Annotated in this window: 9 protein-coding genes; 6 read left to right on the forward strand and 3 right to left on the reverse strand. The window is 62.5% G+C overall.

What is annotated here, in order from left to right; translation table 11 throughout:
• Positions 1 to 15: 15 nt before the first annotated feature.
• The 3 genes from HMPREF2656_RS05595 to HMPREF2656_RS05605 form a co-directional block, all read right to left on the reverse strand.
• Positions 16 to 3,234, reverse strand: a complete 3,219-nt coding sequence (locus HMPREF2656_RS05595; protein WP_070816065.1) for an alkaline phosphatase — start codon at positions 3,232 to 3,234, stop codon at positions 16 to 18.
• A gap of 170 nt (positions 3,235 to 3,404) precedes the next feature.
• Entirely contained in the window at positions 3,405 to 9,758 is a 6,354-nt protein-coding gene (locus HMPREF2656_RS05600) for a G5 domain-containing protein (RefSeq protein WP_070816066.1), read from the reverse strand.
• 138 nt (positions 9,759 to 9,896) lie between these two features.
• The gene (locus HMPREF2656_RS05605; protein ID WP_070816067.1) at positions 9,897 to 11,303 is read right to left on the reverse strand and encodes a hypothetical protein; all 1,407 of its coding nucleotides are present in this window, start codon (positions 11,301 to 11,303) and stop codon (positions 9,897 to 9,899) included.
• A gap of 121 nt (positions 11,304 to 11,424) precedes the next feature.
• Here HMPREF2656_RS05605 and HMPREF2656_RS05610 point away from each other — a divergent pair, with 121 nt between their 5' ends.
• Genes HMPREF2656_RS05610 through HMPREF2656_RS05635 form a run of 6 tightly spaced genes read left to right on the forward strand, consistent with a single transcriptional unit; the run spans position 11,425 to position 17,319 of the window.
• The gene (locus tag HMPREF2656_RS05610) at positions 11,425 to 14,334 is read left to right on the forward strand and encodes a DUF4040 family protein (RefSeq protein WP_070816068.1); all 2,910 of its coding nucleotides are present in this window, start codon (positions 11,425 to 11,427) and stop codon (positions 14,332 to 14,334) included.
• A gap of 3 nt (positions 14,335 to 14,337) precedes the next feature.
• Positions 14,338 to 14,799 carry a cation:proton antiporter subunit C gene (locus HMPREF2656_RS05615; RefSeq protein ID WP_070570765.1) on the forward strand — a complete coding sequence of 154 codons (462 nt, stop codon included), beginning with the start codon at positions 14,338 to 14,340 and terminating at the stop codon, positions 14,797 to 14,799.
• Entirely contained in the window at positions 14,799 to 16,304 is a 1,506-nt protein-coding gene (locus HMPREF2656_RS05620; protein WP_070771264.1) for a monovalent cation/H+ antiporter subunit D family protein, read from the forward strand. Before HMPREF2656_RS05615 ends, HMPREF2656_RS05620 begins: the two co-directional genes overlap by 1 nt.
• On the forward strand, positions 16,304 to 16,741 hold the full coding sequence (locus HMPREF2656_RS05625) for a monovalent cation/H+ antiporter subunit E (RefSeq protein ID WP_070816069.1): 438 nt from the start codon (positions 16,304 to 16,306) through the stop codon (positions 16,739 to 16,741). The genes HMPREF2656_RS05620 and HMPREF2656_RS05625 overlap by 1 nt, the downstream gene beginning before the upstream one ends.
• Complete coding sequence (locus tag HMPREF2656_RS05630) at positions 16,742 to 17,008, forward strand: cation:proton antiporter (RefSeq protein ID WP_070421568.1); 267 nt, start codon at positions 16,742 to 16,744, stop codon at positions 17,006 to 17,008.
• Positions 17,008 to 17,319, forward strand: coding sequence for a Na+/H+ antiporter subunit G (locus HMPREF2656_RS05635; RefSeq protein WP_070614344.1), 312 nt, complete (start codon positions 17,008 to 17,010; stop codon positions 17,317 to 17,319). Before HMPREF2656_RS05630 ends, HMPREF2656_RS05635 begins: the two co-directional genes overlap by 1 nt.
• The last annotated feature ends 2 nt before the right edge of the window (positions 17,320 to 17,321 follow it).

The raw sequence follows: 17,321 nt of genomic DNA on the forward strand, positions 1-17,321 counted from the left end.
GGTTTCGAGTTCTGGCTAGAACTTCGCGATCGGGCCGAGGGCGCGGTCGACAGCAAACGGGGCCAGCAGGGCAATCAAGGAGATGAGGCCCGCGATGCCTGCGATGGCCAGGGTGGCGATGAGCGCCGGGGAGTCGACGGAGGAGCCGGCGGCGGTGTTCTCGTCGGTGGTCTCCTCCACCGGCTGCATCTTGTTCTCAAAGGTCAGATTGTGGTTGACCGGATCGATGCCCAGCGCGTTCAGGCTGACAAAGAAGAGGTCGGTCTGGTCGATCTGGCCGGTGAGGTTCGCGGCACCCGGGCCGGAGGCTGCGACACGCAGCTGCGCACCGGTGTGCTGCTGGCCGCCGAGCGCATCCTCGTCCTCGTTGGTCTTGGAGGTGGCGAAGTTGACGGCCATGGTGGAGCCTTCAACCGTGGTCAGCTGAGTGACGCGACCAGCGGTGTTCTGGTTCTCGTAGGTGATCTGTGCGGTGTGAGCGTGGTCGGCGGTGGCGACGATCAGGGTCTCCTCGCCGGTCTTCTCAACCCAGTCCTGCACAGCCTGGACGGCCTCGTCGAGCTGGCCGACCTCGCCGATCAGGCCACAGGCGTCAGCCTGGTGGTCAGCCTTGTCCGGGGATGCGGACTCGACCTGGAGCAGGAAGCCGTTGTCGTTCTGCAGCAGCTCGAGCGCCTTGGAGGTCATTGCTGCCAGACGCGGGGTCTCCTCGGTGAACTCAGGGTTAGCCACGCAGGTGGCCGGCTCGAGATCGCCGCCGTCAGTGGTCGGGATGGACTGGTTCAGCGTGCGCGGCATGTTGCCCTCGGAGAACAGACCGAGGACCGGCTTGTCGGCGTTTGCCTCTGCGATCGCGTCGAGCTCGGAGGCGTTAGTGACAACCTGGTAGCCATTGTCCTTCGCGTTTTCCAGGACAGTCTTACCTGCGGTCCAGGTGTTACCGTTCTCGCCCCACTGGCCGCCCTGGACGACCTCGGTGTTGAAGTAGCTGCGGCCGCCACCGAGGGTGACGTCTGCACGCAGGTCAACGATCTGCTCGGAGATGGAGCCAAGACCGCCGTTTTCACGCAGCTGCTCGCCCTCTGCGACCTTCTTGTCGCCAGACGGTGCGTAGTAGGAACGCTTGATTGCGTGTGCAGCGAAGGCTGCCGGAGTAGCGTCCTGGATCTCGGCGGTGGTGACGTTACCGATCTTCAGGCCCTTGGCCTTTGCGATCTCGCCGAGGGTGGCAACCGGCTTGCCGGCGTTGTCCACGCCGACCGCGCCGTTGTAGGTCTTCACACCGGAGTTCCAGGCGGTGCCGGTCGCAGCGGAATCACCGACGTAGTTCGGCAGGCCGGTTTCCTTGTCCAGGGAGAAGGTGGTCAGGTAGCCGGTGTAGTCGAGGTCGTCGAGCCCCTCGAAGCGGCCTGCGGAGCCCTTAAGGTAGTTACGCGCTGCGGTGATCTCGGAGTCGCCGGTGCCGTCGCCGATGAGCAGGACGACGTTCTTCGCCTTGGCGTTGTCGATGCCCTGGCCCTCGGTGCCGAACTGGGCACAGTCGCCGACCTTCGGGGCCTCGCCTGCAGAGACGAGGTAGCACAGCTCGTCACCCGGCTTCGCCTTCGAGCGGTTGGCCAGCGAGATGACCTTGTTGCCCTTGTTGATCTTCCACGGCTCCTGGCCACCCTCGGTGCCACCGTTGAGGCCGAGCGCATTCGCCATGACGTAGAAGGCGTCGGTTTGGTCGAGCTGGCCGTTGACGTTTTCGGAGCCCGGGCCGAAGCCTGCGATGCGCACTTGGGTGCCGGTGTGCATCATGGAGAAGTTCGGGGTGTCGAACGGGTCGCCGTTGGCCTTCTTGTCAAAGACCGGGTTGCCGTTCTCATCCAGCCACGGCTGGGTGCCGAAGCCGATGGACATGGTGGTGCCGTCCTTCGGCGTCTTCAGGCGAGTTACGGCGGACACTGACGGGCGGCCGTCCGGGATGATTTCCGCGGTGTGCGCGTGGTCGGCGGTGACAACGATCATGGTCTCACCGTCCGCCTTGGCAAAGTCGAGGGCTTCCTTAATAACCTCGTCGATTTGCTGGGTCTCGCCGATCATGCCGCAGGCGTCGGCTGCGTGGTCTGCCTTGTCGATGGATGCGGACTCGACCTGGAGGAAGAAGCCCTTGTCGGCGCTCTTGTCGTCGAGAAGCTCGATGGCCTTCTTGGTCATCTCGGCTGCGGACGGCTCGTCGCCGCGATCAGCTTCCTTGCAGACCTCCGGCTCGGTGGTGCCGTCGGACTTCACCGGCACGGTCTGCTCGAACTTGCGGGTCATGTTCTTGTCGTGGAACAGGCCGAGCACCGGCTGGTCCTGGTTCGCGACGGTGATGCCCTCGAGGCCCTGCTTGTCGTCGACAACCTGGTAGCCCTTGGCAATCGCGTTTTCGCGGACGGACTTGCCGGCCTCCCAGTCGGCGCCGCCGTCGTTCTTGTCGGTCAGGAACGGGTTGCGGTTCTCGCCACCCTGCTGAACCTCGGCGTCGAAGTACTTGCGGCCGCCGCCCAGGGTGACGTCGGCGCGGGTGTCGATGATCTGCTCGGAGATGGAGCCGAGACCGCCGTTTTCGCGAGCTTCAGCACCCTTGACCGGCTTCGCGTCGCCGGACGGCGCGTAGTAGCCGCGCTTGGAGATGTGCGAGTGCATCGCGCCCGGGGTCGCATCCTGGATCTCCGCGGTGGAGACGTTACCGGTGCGCATACCGGCGTTCTTCGCCATCTCCAGCAGGTTCTCGTGCGGCTTGCCGGTGATATCGATGGATAGCGCACCGTTGTAGGTCTTCGTGCCGGTGGACCAGCCCGTTGCGGACGCGGCGGAGTCGGTGACGTACTGACGCTTGCCATCCTCACCGATAGCGAAGGTCGTGTAAGCACCTGCCGCGGTCAGCTCGTCGAGGCCCTCGAAGCGGCCGTTAGCGCCCTTGAGGTAATTACGAGCAGCAGTGATCTCCTGGTGGCCCATGCCGTCGCCCAGGATGAAGATGACGTTGCGTGCCTGGGCGTCGGTGTTGCCCTGGCCGCCCTTGCCGAACTGTGTGCAGTCACCCGGCTGCGGGGCGACGATGTTGCCGTTGGAATCGATGGAAATGCAGGTGTCCTTGCCGTTGAAGGACTGCTCCGCCGACTGTGCGAGGGAGGTAGGCAGGTTCGCAATAGCCAACGCAGAAGCGCTGACTACCGCGGTAGCTGCTTTTAGCGAGAAACGCATGTTGGGTTCCTTATAACGAGAAGCCGAAGAATATGAAACGGTTTTTGAACCGCTGCACACCCTAAACACAGCAAATTTCTAATAAGGAACGCTCAGGTGAATTTTAGGTAACTGCAGATGCGAAAAGGGCGGCCCCCAACCGGGTACCGCCCTTCGCTTACGCGTTCAGACTACTTACTGGAGGAGCCTGCGTTCTCCGACGAACCTGCGTTCTCCGATGAGCCCTTGCTTGACGACGAGCCCGTCTCGCCCGAGGACGTCACACGCTCCGAGGAGCCCAGCACCGTCATGCCGTTGTCGAAGCCCTCTTCGCGGCAGGCCTGTGCAATCAGCACACCGGTGAGGCTGGCTGCAGCGATGACACCAAGCGCAATACCCAGCGGCTGGAGCTGCTCGCCGTAGCCTGCGAACTGGCGGTTGATGGCGTCTGCCTTCATCTGCAGTTCGCGAGCCCACTCAGGCTGCTCCCACTGGCGGCCGCGGCTACCGTGGCCCCAATCGTGCTTCGGCATGGACTCCTGGAAGCGAGCGTTGAGCTCCGCGGATGCCTTCTGGATCTGCGGACCGAACGCCTCGTTCACGCCGTAGCCAATGCCGGCGAGGACGCCGATCGGCAGCAGCCACAGGATCGGGCTGTTCTTCGCAAACGCGTTGGCCACGCAGCGCTTCGCCTTATCGGAAGAGCCCTGCGGGTCCTTCGGATCGGCAGGCGTCGACGGGTCGGTCGGCTTGCTCGGGTCGGTCGGCTCGCTCGGATCAGCCGGCTTCTTCGTGCCAACCTTGATGATCAGCTTCTGCGCAGGAACCTCGACGAAGCTGCCGTCTTCACGGTGGATGCGCTCGCCAGGCTTACCCGGCTGCACAACCTCGTGCTTGCCAGCTTCAAGTTCGGAGTCCTCGATGACCTCGTAGTCGTAGGCGATCTCCTCAGTCCAGCTGGTGCCCGCCGGCGGCTTGGTGCCAACGCGGACTACGCGCTCGACTGGCTTCTCCACCATCTCGGCGACAGGCTTGCCGTCGACAACCTTGATGGTGTAGCGGCCGTCCTTACCAGCAACATCTTCGACTTCCTCGCCTGGCTTCAGGTTCGGGTCGTAAACGATCCGGGTGGTGTAGCGGACGTTGATATCGAGCTCACCTTCAGGCGTCGGCTGATCCGGGTTCTCCGGGTCAGTCGGGTCGGCCGGCTTGGTGCCGATGAGGATGACGTGATCCTGCTTCTCAACGAGCGTCTCTTCGGTGCCGTCAGAGTTGTGCTGAACCAGGCCGGGCTTACCTTCCTGTTCAACCTTGTGCTCACCCGCCGGGATGGTGGGGTCAAGCTTGACCTTCACCTCAAACGGGATCCGTTCCTTCCACTCCTGACCAGCCGGCGGCTTGGTGCCAACACGGATGATCTTCTCGACTGGCTCCTTCACGACCTTCACCGAAGGCTGACCATTCTCGACGGTCACCTCGACCTTGCCGTTCGCACCTTCCTGGTCCACGATTTCCTGACCAGGCTCGAGCGTCTCGTCGTAGATGATCTTCGTAGTGTACGGAAGCTCGACTTCCTTCGGCTCGACCGGTGGGGTCGGCTCGTCGGTCGGCGGAGTCGTTGCCTTCTTGGTACCAACGCGGATGATCTGCTTGACCGGCTCCTTGGTGCGCTCAGTGGTCACCTTTGGATCACCGGAAGGCTTGCCATCGACGATCTTCTGGGTGGAGGTCTCAACATCTTCACCAAGCTCGCCCTGCTGGTCAACCTTCTGCGTGCCATATTCCAGGGTATCGTCGTAGACGATCTCGGTCTCGAACGGAACCGGCTTCTTCACCTGGGTGACAATTTCACCGTCTTCGATTGCCGGACCGTACTCGATGATCTCGTTGACCGGGTCCTTGGTCTGCTTCTCCTCAGGGGTCACAGTCGCCTGGTCACCCTTAGCAGTGAAGTCAGCCGTGTAGGTCTTCTCACCCGGTACGCCCTTCTGGACGACCTTGATCTCACCCGGCTTCAGCTCCGGGTTCGGACGAGTCTCAACGCCGAACGGAACCGGTGCTGTCCAGGTGACCTTTTCGGATGCCTCGGCTGGCTTGGTGCCAACCTTGATCACCTGATCGACAGGCTGCTCGGTGACCTTCTCCTCAACGGTGGCTTCGCCATCCGGCTGAGAGTTGGTGACCTTCTGGGTCACCGTGGTGGTCTTCTTACCCGGCTTGCCCTCAGTGACAACCTCAGAGGTACCAGCAGGCAGGTTCGGGTCGAACTCGATCTTCACACCGAACGGAACCTCAGACTCAACGGTCTTTTTGGTCTCACCGGTGGTCTTGGTGCCAACACGGATCTTCGCGTTCTTCGGAGCCTTCGTCTGCTCAGAGGTCACCTTCGGATCGCCGGACGGCTTACCGTCGACAATCTTCTGGGTAGAGGTGACAACCTCAGTGCCAAGTTCACCCTGCTGATCGACGACCTGCTCACCCTCCTTAAGGGTGTTGTCGAAGACAATCTCAGTCTCAAACGGAACAGGCTTTTCAACCTTGGTCACCACAGAGGTGTCCTCGGCCGCCGGGCCGTACTCGATGATCTGGTTAACCGGATCCTTGGTCTGCTTCTCCTCCGGCGTGACCGTTGCCTGGTCGCCCGTGGCCGCAAAATCTGCGGTGTAGGTCTTCTCACCCGGCTCGCCCTTCTGGGCTACCTTGATCTCACCCGGCTTCAACTCCGGGTTCGGACGGGTTTCAACGTCGAACGGAACCTGGGCAGTCCAGGTGACCTTTTCGGAGGCCTCGGACGGCTTGGTGCCGACGGTGATGACCTCATCTACCGGCTCCTTGGTGATCTTCTCAGTGATCTGCGGATCGCCAGGCTTCGAGTTGGTGATGTCACGCTTGATCGTCACCGTCTTCTCGCCCAGCTCACCCTTGGTGGTCACCTTGGACTCACCGGCAGGCATGTTCGGGTCGTACTTAACGACGACCTTGTACGGGGCCTCAGCCTTGTAGGTCTCGGTGTTCTCACCAGTGGTCTTGGTGCCGATGCGGATCTTGGCCTTCTTCGGGGCCTTGGTCTGCTCGATGTTGATGCTCGGTTCGCCGTCCGGCTTGCCGTCCTTGATCTTCTGGGTGGAGGTAATCGTCTGCTCACCCGGGACGCCCTCTTCGTCGACAACTTGCTTGCCGGACTCGAGGTTGTCGTCGTAGACGTACTCGATCTCGAACGGAACCTCTTGAGTCTTCTTGCTGGTCAACTCCTCATCCGGGATGCCCGGGCCGACCTCGATGATGCGAGTGACTGGCTCCTTGGTGGTTTCATCCTCAGCAACCTGTGCTTCAGAGCCCTTGGAGGTGAACTTGGCGGTGTAGGTCTTCTCGCCGTTCTCACCTTCCTGGACGGTCTTCATCTCGCCAGGCTTGAGCTCCGGATTCTCGCGAACCTCAGTCGGGTACGGAATCGGGAACGTCCACTTGACGTCCTTGACGCTCTCGGCAGGCTTGGTGCCGATGAGGACGACCTCGTTGACCGGGTCCATCGGCTTCTTGGTTTCCGGATCAACGACGCGCTCCCACTTGCGGTCCTTGTTCATCTTCTCCTTGCCAGGCTTGCCTTCGGTTTCCACCTTGTACTTGCCGGCAGGGATTTGATCAGAGAACTTGTACTCGACCTCGAACGGAAGCTCACGCTCCGGGACGTCGACGACGTTGACCGTCGCGGTGGTGTTGTCCTTTGAGCCGTCCTCGTAGGTCACGATGACCGGGACGTCGATCTTGTCGCCCGGTTCAGCGGTATCCGGGGAAGTGGAGATGACGTTGCCCTTGTCATCCAGGCCGACGATCCAGTCACCGTTGTCGGTCTTCACCGTGTAGGTCGGGTTGCCGAACTCGTTGTTCTCGCCGGTGGCCTCGAGGCCCTCCGGGTCGATGGTGAACGGCTTGTCCGGATGAAGGTTGATCTCTTTTGGCTTCTCGACGGAGATCGGCGAGGTTGCGGTATCACCCGGGTAGACGGTCTGTGACGGAACAACCGGCTCAGCTTCCCAGCTGTTGGTCAGCTTCACCACGGTGGTGACTGGCACCAGCGGGGTCAAGCCGTTCGGGGTGGTCACCGTGACGTTGATGGTCTTCTTGTCACCCGGCTTGGAGTTTGCCGGCGGGGTGGAAGATACAACACCGGTGTTCGGATCAACCTTGTATTTCCAACCGTCAACTTCCTGCTCAGTGATCGGCGCGCCGTTCTCGTCGATGCCGAAGGAGTACTTGGAGCCCTTTGGTGCGTCCTGAACGTTATGGTTCACAGCCTGGTTCGGGCCAGTGACCTGTACGTCGTATGTTGGAGCATTGTCGCCACGCAGTACCACAAAGGTGGCCTTAACGTCCTGCGGATCTGCCTCGCTTTCCTCGCTGTAGTGCGCAAGGACCGGGACATCAAGCTTGTGCCCCTCGGGCGCGGTACGCGGAATCTTCGTGTCGATCCGACCGGTTTTCTCGTCGAGCGTGATGGTCCACTTGCCCCCCTCGTCTTCAAACGGCCACGTCCACGTCACCTTTTCTTCGCCGGTTTCTTCGTCAACAGTGCTGACTCTTTTAGCGATCTCCATGGTGTCTTTGTCAGGCGTGTACTTGAACGGAGCCTCGTCGGTCGTGTTACCACTCAAGCCACGCTCAGGGAGCGTTGGCGTCTGCGAGGCTTCTTCGTTCGGCTTCTTCGTCACCGTGTCGTATTCAGGGATCTTGATGTCGACGACCGCCTGGAACTGGACCTCAATCGGATCTGTAGTGCCATCCGGGTAGGTCGCCTTCACCTTCGGGGTGATGACGGTGCCCGGTGCGACGGTGTCGTTCGCCTTCGCGGTGACCTTGCCAGTCTCATCGACGGTGACCTTCCAACCTTCAGGCACGGTGGACTCGTCGATCTCGAACTTGGCCGGGTGGACTGGCTTGTGGCCCTTCATGATGGACTTGGTGCCCACCTGAGCGGTGAGGTCCTCACCGATTTTGCCCTTGGTCAGGCCCGGGCGTACCAGGTCAGTGACCTGGGTGTTGTTTGGATCAACAACCACCATGAGTTGAAGTACGTCGGTAGAGCCGTTCGAGTACTCCACCACAACCTGGACCTGAGCAAAGGTGCCCGGCCTCGGGTTCTCTGGGGCGGTGACGGTGACGTTGTAGTCCTCGTCCATCTCCACGGTCCAGCCTTCGTAGACGTACTTCTCGTCAAGAGTGGCCTTAGCTTCGAACCCCTTCTGATCCTTCTTCTTCGCCAGTTCCTTGATCAGGTCAGGGGTCTGGGTGAAGGTGACCTTCTGCGGCTCGGTAGCAATCGGACCGGTAGCACTATCGACGCCGGAGATGATCGACGCGTCCGTCTTGTCGTACTTCGGGGCGTGGTACTCGGTGTCATCCAGCGAGAACGCCTTGGAGTCGATGACGTTCGCCTTGCTGTAGCGATTCAGCGAGTTGGAGCTGTCGAAGGCCTTATTTTTGCCCCATTCGTTGTTGTGGTCAGCAGCAGCCTTGAGCTGGTCCACGCTGCGCGGCTTCGCCAGAACGGAGAAGTTGACGTTCTTGTCGGTCGCCAGGTCAGTACCGCGGTACTCCGGCCAGGTGAAGTAGATGTCACCGGTCTTTTCGTCGATACGCAGGTTCTGCGTACCACCGGAGGCTTCCGGGTCGGTGGTGCCGATGAACTTGCCGTTGCCGTCATAGGCCTCCACGACCATGCGGGACATGGAGTCGTCCTCGCCGTCGTTCTGCACAGCAGGAATGTTGACGGTACCGACCTTGGTTTCGTCACCGGGCACGATGACGTGCTTCTCCCAGTTCTCCCACGACACCGTAATCGGGTTACATTCAATGTTCTCGCTCGGCCACGGGTTTACAGTAGCGCTGAATACAGAGCTGTCACCTTCCGTGGCTTTCAGGCCCGAAGGATTGTCCTTCTTGTAGTTGCTCTGCCAGGCGTAGCGCACGGGATTCTCGGCAGTGGCCGAAGCGAACTGCTTGACCTTCTCAGCAGTGAGATCTGCGTAGAGATTTAGGTTTCGTTGGTCGCGAGAACCAGTAATTTCGATGCTTTCGTCAGCCTTGTGCGTGACGCTCTTGTCAAGGAAGGTCTGGCCGGCCTCCATGGAAGGCACATTGCCGGTACCCAAGACCTTGCCAAGGTTCGCGCCATTGGTGAAGGACCAATCGGCGAATGTGCGGTCCTTCGAGTTATCAAAGGAGACGCTTAAGCCCCACAGGGTCTTGTCGGGGCTATCTGTACCTGGCTCTAGGGTGTTCCAGCTGAAACCAGCCTGGCTGTGGTTAGCGGTGTCGGTCTCTGAAACAACACATGATCCGGCCGGCAGGTCGGAGGCCTTCTGGGCGCCCTTCTCTACCGCGCCGGACTTGTCGCGGATGCCGCCGGACAATGTGGCAGCCGCGGCGTACGGTGCCAGCGGGCCCGGGCCGACGACGCTCAGGCCACCAAGCGCGAGCGCAATCGCAGATGTTGCCGCGATGCTAGTAGACGTTGACTTACGAAAACGCCGAGATGATTCGGCCATGTGATACTCCTCTGTTAAGCCACTCGACGGGGCCGTGAAAGCGGCTTCTCGATCAGGTAGCTGTTTTGTAACCTTCGCTTAGCCCAGACAGCTAAGCAATAGATGACATCACATTTTAGAGGCGTACCGGACGCATGTCTAGGTGGCGGTTTGCTCGGCGGTTCGGCGCCACACCCCCGCCAGCCCCGCTGCGGCAAGCAACGCGGACAGCAACAGTGCGGCGACCACGCCTCGGTAGTCCCCGCCATTGCCGGCGGCAGACACCGCGACAGTTGTCCAATGCATAGGTACTGCCTGCGAAAGCGCGGCCCACACCGCGTCTACCTGCGCGGTGGTGGCGGTACGCCAGACCCAACCGACGAGACCGGTCTGTGTCAGCGCGACCACCGCGGCAACCCCCAACCCGACAGCCAGACCACACAAACGCATCAACACTGCGGCAAGCCCCGCGGATGCCAGCGTGCCAGCCAACAGTCCAGCGGCGACCACCGCGTATTCCTGCGCGCCAAGGCCTGCGCCGAGGACACCGGCCAGGATGGTGCCGGCCGCCGCGATAATGATTGCGCCGGGGAGGATGATCCACCGGCGGGTGCGCGTCGATAGGCAAAATGCTGCTGCGAGCGCCGTACCGCCCAGCACCGCCATCGCGGCGAGCAACATCGCGGCAATTGGCGCAAGCGTCGATCCGGTCTGCTCCGCACCCGGGGTGCCCGGCGCGGCTGCGGGCACCGGAAGGGCCGCACGTACCGCGGAGACTTTGTCGGCGTTCATGCCGGCCATCTGGTCGATCTTTTGCACGCCGGCGACCAACTCGTCGATACCACCGGTGGCCTGTGCGGTCTGTCCCTGCAACTCGCGCAGGCCCGCGGCCAACTCGGCAGCGCCGTTGGTGGCTGTATATATACCGTCGTGGTAGCTGTATCCCGGAACGGCGAGCTGGTTGGCAAGGTCGCGGGAACCGTCGCGCAGTTGGTTCATCTTCGCCACCACATCCGGCGGCAACTGGGCGGTCTGGGCTTGCTCACGCAGACCCTTGAGCGAGTCGCGGGCCTGGACCGCATCCGGATCCTTCGCATCCTTCAGCTCAGCGAGCGAGCGGTCAATCGCGCCGACCACCTGGCCGCGCACCGCCTCAAAACCTGTGACCTGGTTGACCACCTCGCCGATGGAATCCGCCAGCTGGGTCGCGCCCGCCCCCAACTGTCCGGTGCCTGCCTGGAGTTGCACCATGCCGTCGGACAACTGCTGGGAGCCGGCCTGGGCGGCGGCGAGGGCGTCGAGAAGCTGCTGGGTCTGGCCCTGCGCCTCACCAACACCTTCTGCTAACTTGCTGGCGCCTTCCTTGAGCACCTTCGCCTGCTGGCCCGCCTCACCGGCTGCACGGCGTGCATCCCCAAGGTTGTCCGCACCAACCTGCGGGGCGCCGGACACCTCCGCATCGCGCGCGGCGTTCGCCCACGTGGACGCCGGAGATAACGGCATAAACACGCCAACCACCAGCGCCAACAGAGCACACACCAACCGCAACGCGTTGTCCGATTTCATGCAACTGTTCTTATCACCAGTCACATGTGTTCTGCGGGAGGCGCACCGCCCGCTCGTGCAGCTTGATACTGTCTTTAACGTTCATTGCCAATCCCTTACAAACCTTTGAAAAGGGTTCACCATGACTCTCCCCCTCGTCATCGGGCTCGTTGCAGCAACGGTGGTGCTTTCGCCGCTGCTGGTGCGAGTCATGGACAGGAAAGCCGGGTACCCGCTCGCGGCGTTACTGTTCGCTGCCGCAGGTGTGCTGGGCACCAACTTCACCGACGTTTCCCAAGGCAGCGACCTGTTGTGGTCGTTTGTGTGGGCGCGCGATGTGATGGGTACCGGCTCCGCGATCGAGTTCGCACTGCGCGCCGACGGCTTAGGCATCTTCTTCGCGCTGCTTGCGCTGGTCATCGGCGGTGTAGTGTTCGTCTACTCCGCCGCCTACCTGCCCGAAAAGCAAGGCAACACGAGTTTCTACACCATCATGACGGCCTTCACGCTGTCCGTGCTGTTGCTTGTGCTTGCCGACGACGCCGTGCTGCTCTTCATCGCCTGGGAGCTCGTCTCCATCGCGTCGTTCATGCTGATCGCCCGCTCCGGCTCGTCGGGTGAGGCCGGCTCGTACCGCACCCTGATCCTCACCTTCTTCGGCGGCCTGACGCTTTTGGCGGGCCTTGCGGTCGCCGCCATCCAAGCAGGCACGACGCGCCTGACGGATATTTTGGCTGCGGACGTGTGGGGCGACAACCGCGTCACCGTCGTTGTCGCACTGCTGATCGCGTTCTCCGCATTCACCAAGGCTGCGCAGTTCCCGTTCCACTTCTGGCTGCCCGAAGCCATGGCGGCCGCCACCCCGGTGTCCGCGTTCCTGCACGCCGCCGCCGTGGTCAAAGCCGGCGTGTACTTGCTGCTGCGCTTCTCCACTGTGTTCTCGGACGTCGCGGCCTGGAACTACCTGCTGGTCATCATCGGCCTGTTCACGGCGATCATGTCGGCGTGCTTTGCCATCACCAAGACGGACCTGAAGCACCTGACCGCCTACTCCACTGTGTCGCACCTCGGCTGGATCGTCGCCGCCATCGGCGTTGGCTCCCCCATCGGCCTGGCCGCCGCGCTGACCCACACGTTGGCGCACGCACTGTTTAAGTCCTCGCTGTTCATGCTCATCGGTGTGGTCGACCACGAGGCCGGCACCCGCGACATGCGACGTCTGGGCAAGCTCTACGACAAGATGCCGTTCACGTTCGCCTCCACCGTGGTCGCGGCCGCCTCCATGGCTGCGGTACCGCCGCTGTTCGGCTTCGTGTCCAAGGAATCCATCCTGGACGCCTTCCACGAGGCGCCCTACGGCATGGCCCTGCTCATCATCGCCGGGTTTGCCGCATTCCTGACGTTCCTGTACTCGCTGAAGATTGTCTTCGGCGCGTTCGTCGACGGCCCGAAGGACATGTCGCACGTCCACGAAGCACCCGTCGCCCTCTGGCTGCCGGCCGCACTGCCAGGCCTGACCTCCGCGGTCCTGCCATTCATGCTGTTCTGGGTAGACAACCCCGTCTCCGCAGGCGTGCGCGCTATTACTGGCGACGACACCTTCACCACCCACCTCGCCATCTGGCACGGCCTGACCCCGCCGTTCATCGTCTCCCTGATCGTTCTGGTCGCCGGCGTGATCTTCGCAGTTGCCTTCCGCAAACCCGTCTTCGAGGCACTGCGCAACAAGCAACTCCTGCCTACCGACGGCCCCGAGGTCCTCTTCCGGATCACCCGCGGCCTGTCCGACTTCGGTGAACACCTGGGCAAGCTGGCCGACGGCTTCAACCCGTCACGCCACCTCTTCCCGCTACTGGCATCCGTTACCGCCATGGGCCTGTGCGTCATCGCACTCACCGACGGCATCGACGGTGTGACCCCAGCTGACCGCGCCGAAGGCCTGGACGTGTGGTGGGACCTCATCCCATTCGCCATCATCGCCATGTCGGTGCTTGGCATGGTGTTCACCCGCTCCCGCTTGGCCTCCGCCGTGCTGCTGGGCACCGTAGGTGTGGGCATGACCCTGCAGATGTTCATGCTCGGCGCCCCGGACGTGGCTCTGACCCAGTTCCTCGTCGAGGCACTCACCGTCGTGGTCATCCTGGTTGTGCTGCGCTACCAGCCGCGCATGTTCCCGGAGACAAAGGCTCGTCGTAAAGCACTCGCTGCTGTATTCGCACTGCTCGCCGGCGTCGTTGCCTTCTTCGGCGTCTACGGGCTGACCGGCCGCCGCGGCCGCTCCGAACTCGCCGAGTGGTACCTCACCGAAGGCGGCGATCTCACCGGCGCCGACAACATCGTCGCAGTGATCATCGTGGAGTTCCGTGGATTCGATACCCTCGGCGAACTCTCCGTCCTCGGCATGGCCGCCGTGGTCATCGCCGCCGTGGTCGCCTCCATGCCACGCCACGTGTTCGAAGCCGGCACACGCCCGCGCCCGTTCGGCCAATCGCAGTTGAACTCCATCCCGCTGCGCAAGGCCGCCGCGCTTGTCGCCCCAGTGCTCGTCGTGCTGTCGGTACTGATCTTCTTCCGCGGCCACACCGCACCAGGTGGCGGCTTCGTCGCAGCACTGGTCATGGCAACCGCATTCGCCATCAACTACCTTTCCCGCGGCTCGGACGCCGACGTGGTGAAGAACTTCACCCCAATCCGACTCACCGGCTGGGGCATCATCATCGCAATCTCCTCCGGCTTCCTCGGCTTCATCGAAGGCGGGTTCATGTACGCCATCCACGGCGAGATCGCCGGCGAACACATGACCACCTCCCTGATCTTCGACTTCGGCATCTACCTCGCCGTGCTCGGCATGGTCACCGCCGCCATCAACGCACTCGGCGGCTACCTGCGCCCCGGCGCCGACCTGTCCGACCTGGACTACTCGCGCGACGAAGCCGAAAACCCACTGCCGTCCATCCCCGAGCCACTACCGCCGGAAAACCCGGTGGACGCACACCCCGACCCGATCAACCCGGCACACGACCCGCAGCCGGTTATCACGAAGGAGCCTTAACCCATGGTCATGGCACTTACCATCGCGGTCCTCGTCGCGGGATCCGTCTACCTCGTACTCCAACGCGGCATGGTGCGCATCGTCTTCGGCATGTCCCTCTTCGGCCACGCCTCCAACCTCACCCTGCTCGCCGCAGGCGTGGGCTCCTGGCGCGGCGAAGCATTCCCCTCCCGCGTCCCCTTCGAAGACATGGGCGACCCGTTGCCACAGGCATTCGTGCTGACCGCCATCGTCATCGCAATGGCAACCACCACGATCCTGCTTATGCTCGCATCGCTCGGGCGTAACGACGACACCGCAGAGCAACCCACCGGCACCGACGCCGGCTACTCCAAGATGTGGCTCAGCCCCTCCGCACTGTCCACCGCCGGCCGCAACGCGCGCCTCAACCCCAAGAAACTGGAAGAGATCCGCGCACGCGAGATCAGCCACGTCACCAACGATGATCTGAAGGTGAAAGACTAATGGCCGTCGACGCAATCCTGCCTATCTTCGTTGCGCTACCGCTGATCGTCTCCGCGGTCACGGCGCTGAGCCCCTGGAGGAAGCTCAACAACACGCTTGCCATCGCCATCCCGGCGATCAACCTGGCAATGGGCGTGTGGCTCTACCTCTACACCGCTGAGCACGGCACGATCGCCCACGTCATCGGCCTGTACCAGGGCGGCGTTGGCATCTCGTTCGCCGCGGACACGTTCTCCGCGGTGATGATCGTGACCACCATGATCGTGGCGCTGACCTCCAACTGGTTCGCCATCGCCGTCGGCGAAACCCAAGCACGCTTCTACACACCGTTGTCGCTGGTGCTGATCACCGGCGTGTGCGGCGCGCTGCTCACCGCGGACCTGTTCAACTTCTTCGTCATGATCGAGGTCTGCCTCCTGCCCTCCTACGGCCTGATCGCCATGTCGGGCACCCGCCACCGCCTGCTGTCGGCGCGTATGTTCGTGCTGGTCAACCTGGCGGCGTCGACAATGCTGGTGCTCGGCGTGGGCTACCTCTATGCGGTGACCGGTGTGGTCAACCTCGCCTCCCTGCAAGGTGTGGCTGCGGGCAACGGCCCGGCAACGGTGGCGGCCGGCATCGTCGTCATCGCAATTGCCGCGAAGGCTGGCGTGTTCCCCGTCTACACCTGGCTGCCGCGCACCTACCCGTCCACCTCGGCCGCCGTGATGGGCCTGTTCTCCGGCCTGCACACCAAAGTCGCCGTCTACATGCTCTTCCGCATCTGGGTGATCATGTTCGACATGGACCCACGCTGGAACACCCTGCTGATCGTGGTCATGGTCATCTCCATGATCATCGGCGGCTACGCAGGCCTGGCGGAATCCACCATGCGCCGCGTGCTCGCCTACCAGATGGTCAACGGCATGCCGTTCATCCTCATCATGCTGGCATTCACTAACGACGACGCCCGCTACGCCCTGGCCGCCGGCCTGCTCTACACGCTGCACCACATGGTCACCATCGCCGCCCTGGTGCTCAACTCCGGCGCGATCGAAGAAACCTACGGCACCGGCACCATGGCCAAACTCTCCGGCATCGCCCGGCGCGACCCATGGACCTCTGCGGTCTTCGTCGCCGGCGCATTCTCCATCGTCGGTTTCCCGCCATTTTCCGGCATCTTCGGCAAAGTCACCATCGTGCTCGCCGCCGCAACACCCGGCGACTGGCGCTCCTGGGTAGCCATCACCGCCATCATCGTCGCCTCCTTCGGCGCCCTGCTGTCCATGATGCGCCTCTGGCAACGCGTCTTCTGGGGCCGACCCATGCAGCACTACCCCGAAGCGCTCAACGTGCGCGTGAGCTTCATGCTGCCGTCCGCGGTCCTCATGATCCTTTCGCTCGGCATGTTCATCTTCGCCGGCCAAATGTGGGACATCACCACCACCGCAGTCGACGACCTACTCAACGTCGACGCCTACACCAGCGCCGTACTTGGCGACGACTCCATCGGAGGCGATAACTAATGCGAGGCATCATCCACGCCGCGGGCTACACCTGCTGGATCATCAAAGAAATCTTCGCCGCCGGCCTCGACGCCGTCCTCAAGGCATTCAACCCAGCGGCCAAGATCGAACCTATCGTCATCTACTACCCCATGCGCCTGCACACCGACTGGGAAGTGTTCTGGTTCACCACCTCCATCACCGCCACCCCAGGCACCCTCTCCATGGGCCTGCGCCACCCCACCGAGCCCGGCGGCCCCATCACCCTGCTGGTGCAAGCCGCGTTCGGCTCCGACCCGGAAGACATCATCGCTGGGCTGGCGGATATGGAGGAGCACGTGCGGCCGTCGCTACGCAATAGCCCCATCGACCCAACAACCGTCACCTGGGAGCCCTACGTCGACCACGGCCCCACGCCTGACGACGACACCGTCCCGCCCGCAGAAAGGATGAGCTAAATGTTTGTCACCATCATGCAGGCCTGCCTCATCATCATGGCCATCTGCCTACTCATCTCCCTTGCAGCGGTCATCCTGACCAAAGACGAACTGTCGCGCGCCGTCATGGCCGACATGGTCTTCTACGGCATGATCGCCATCTTCCTCGTCTGGACCCTGTGGAACACCTCTTCCATCGCCTACGAGATCCCGATCCTCGCCGGCATCGTCTGCGGCGTAGTCCCAACGATCTCCATGGCCCGCATCATCTCGAGAGGACGCCGCTAATGACCATCCCCGAAATCATCGTCGCAGCCCTGGTCATCCTGGCCACCATCTGCGTCATCGCAGCCACCATCCTGCAACTACGCGCCCCCGACGCGCTGACCCGCGTCAACCTGCTCGGCCCCCTGGTAGTCATTGCGTTTCCGATCCTGATCATCGCGAAACTCATCTACTCCTGGTCCACCACCGGCTTCGACCTCAACGACTTCATCCGCGCCATCATCGCCATCCTCGGCGTCTGGATCGTCGGCTCCGTCGCCTCCTTCATCATGGGCCGCTCCCTCTACGGCGTGACGGTGTCCGACAAACTGTAATC

It is taken from the genome of Corynebacterium sp. HMSC034B08 (assembly GCF_001835805.1).
Lineage (GTDB): Bacteria > Actinomycetota > Actinomycetes > Mycobacteriales > Mycobacteriaceae > Corynebacterium > Corynebacterium coyleae.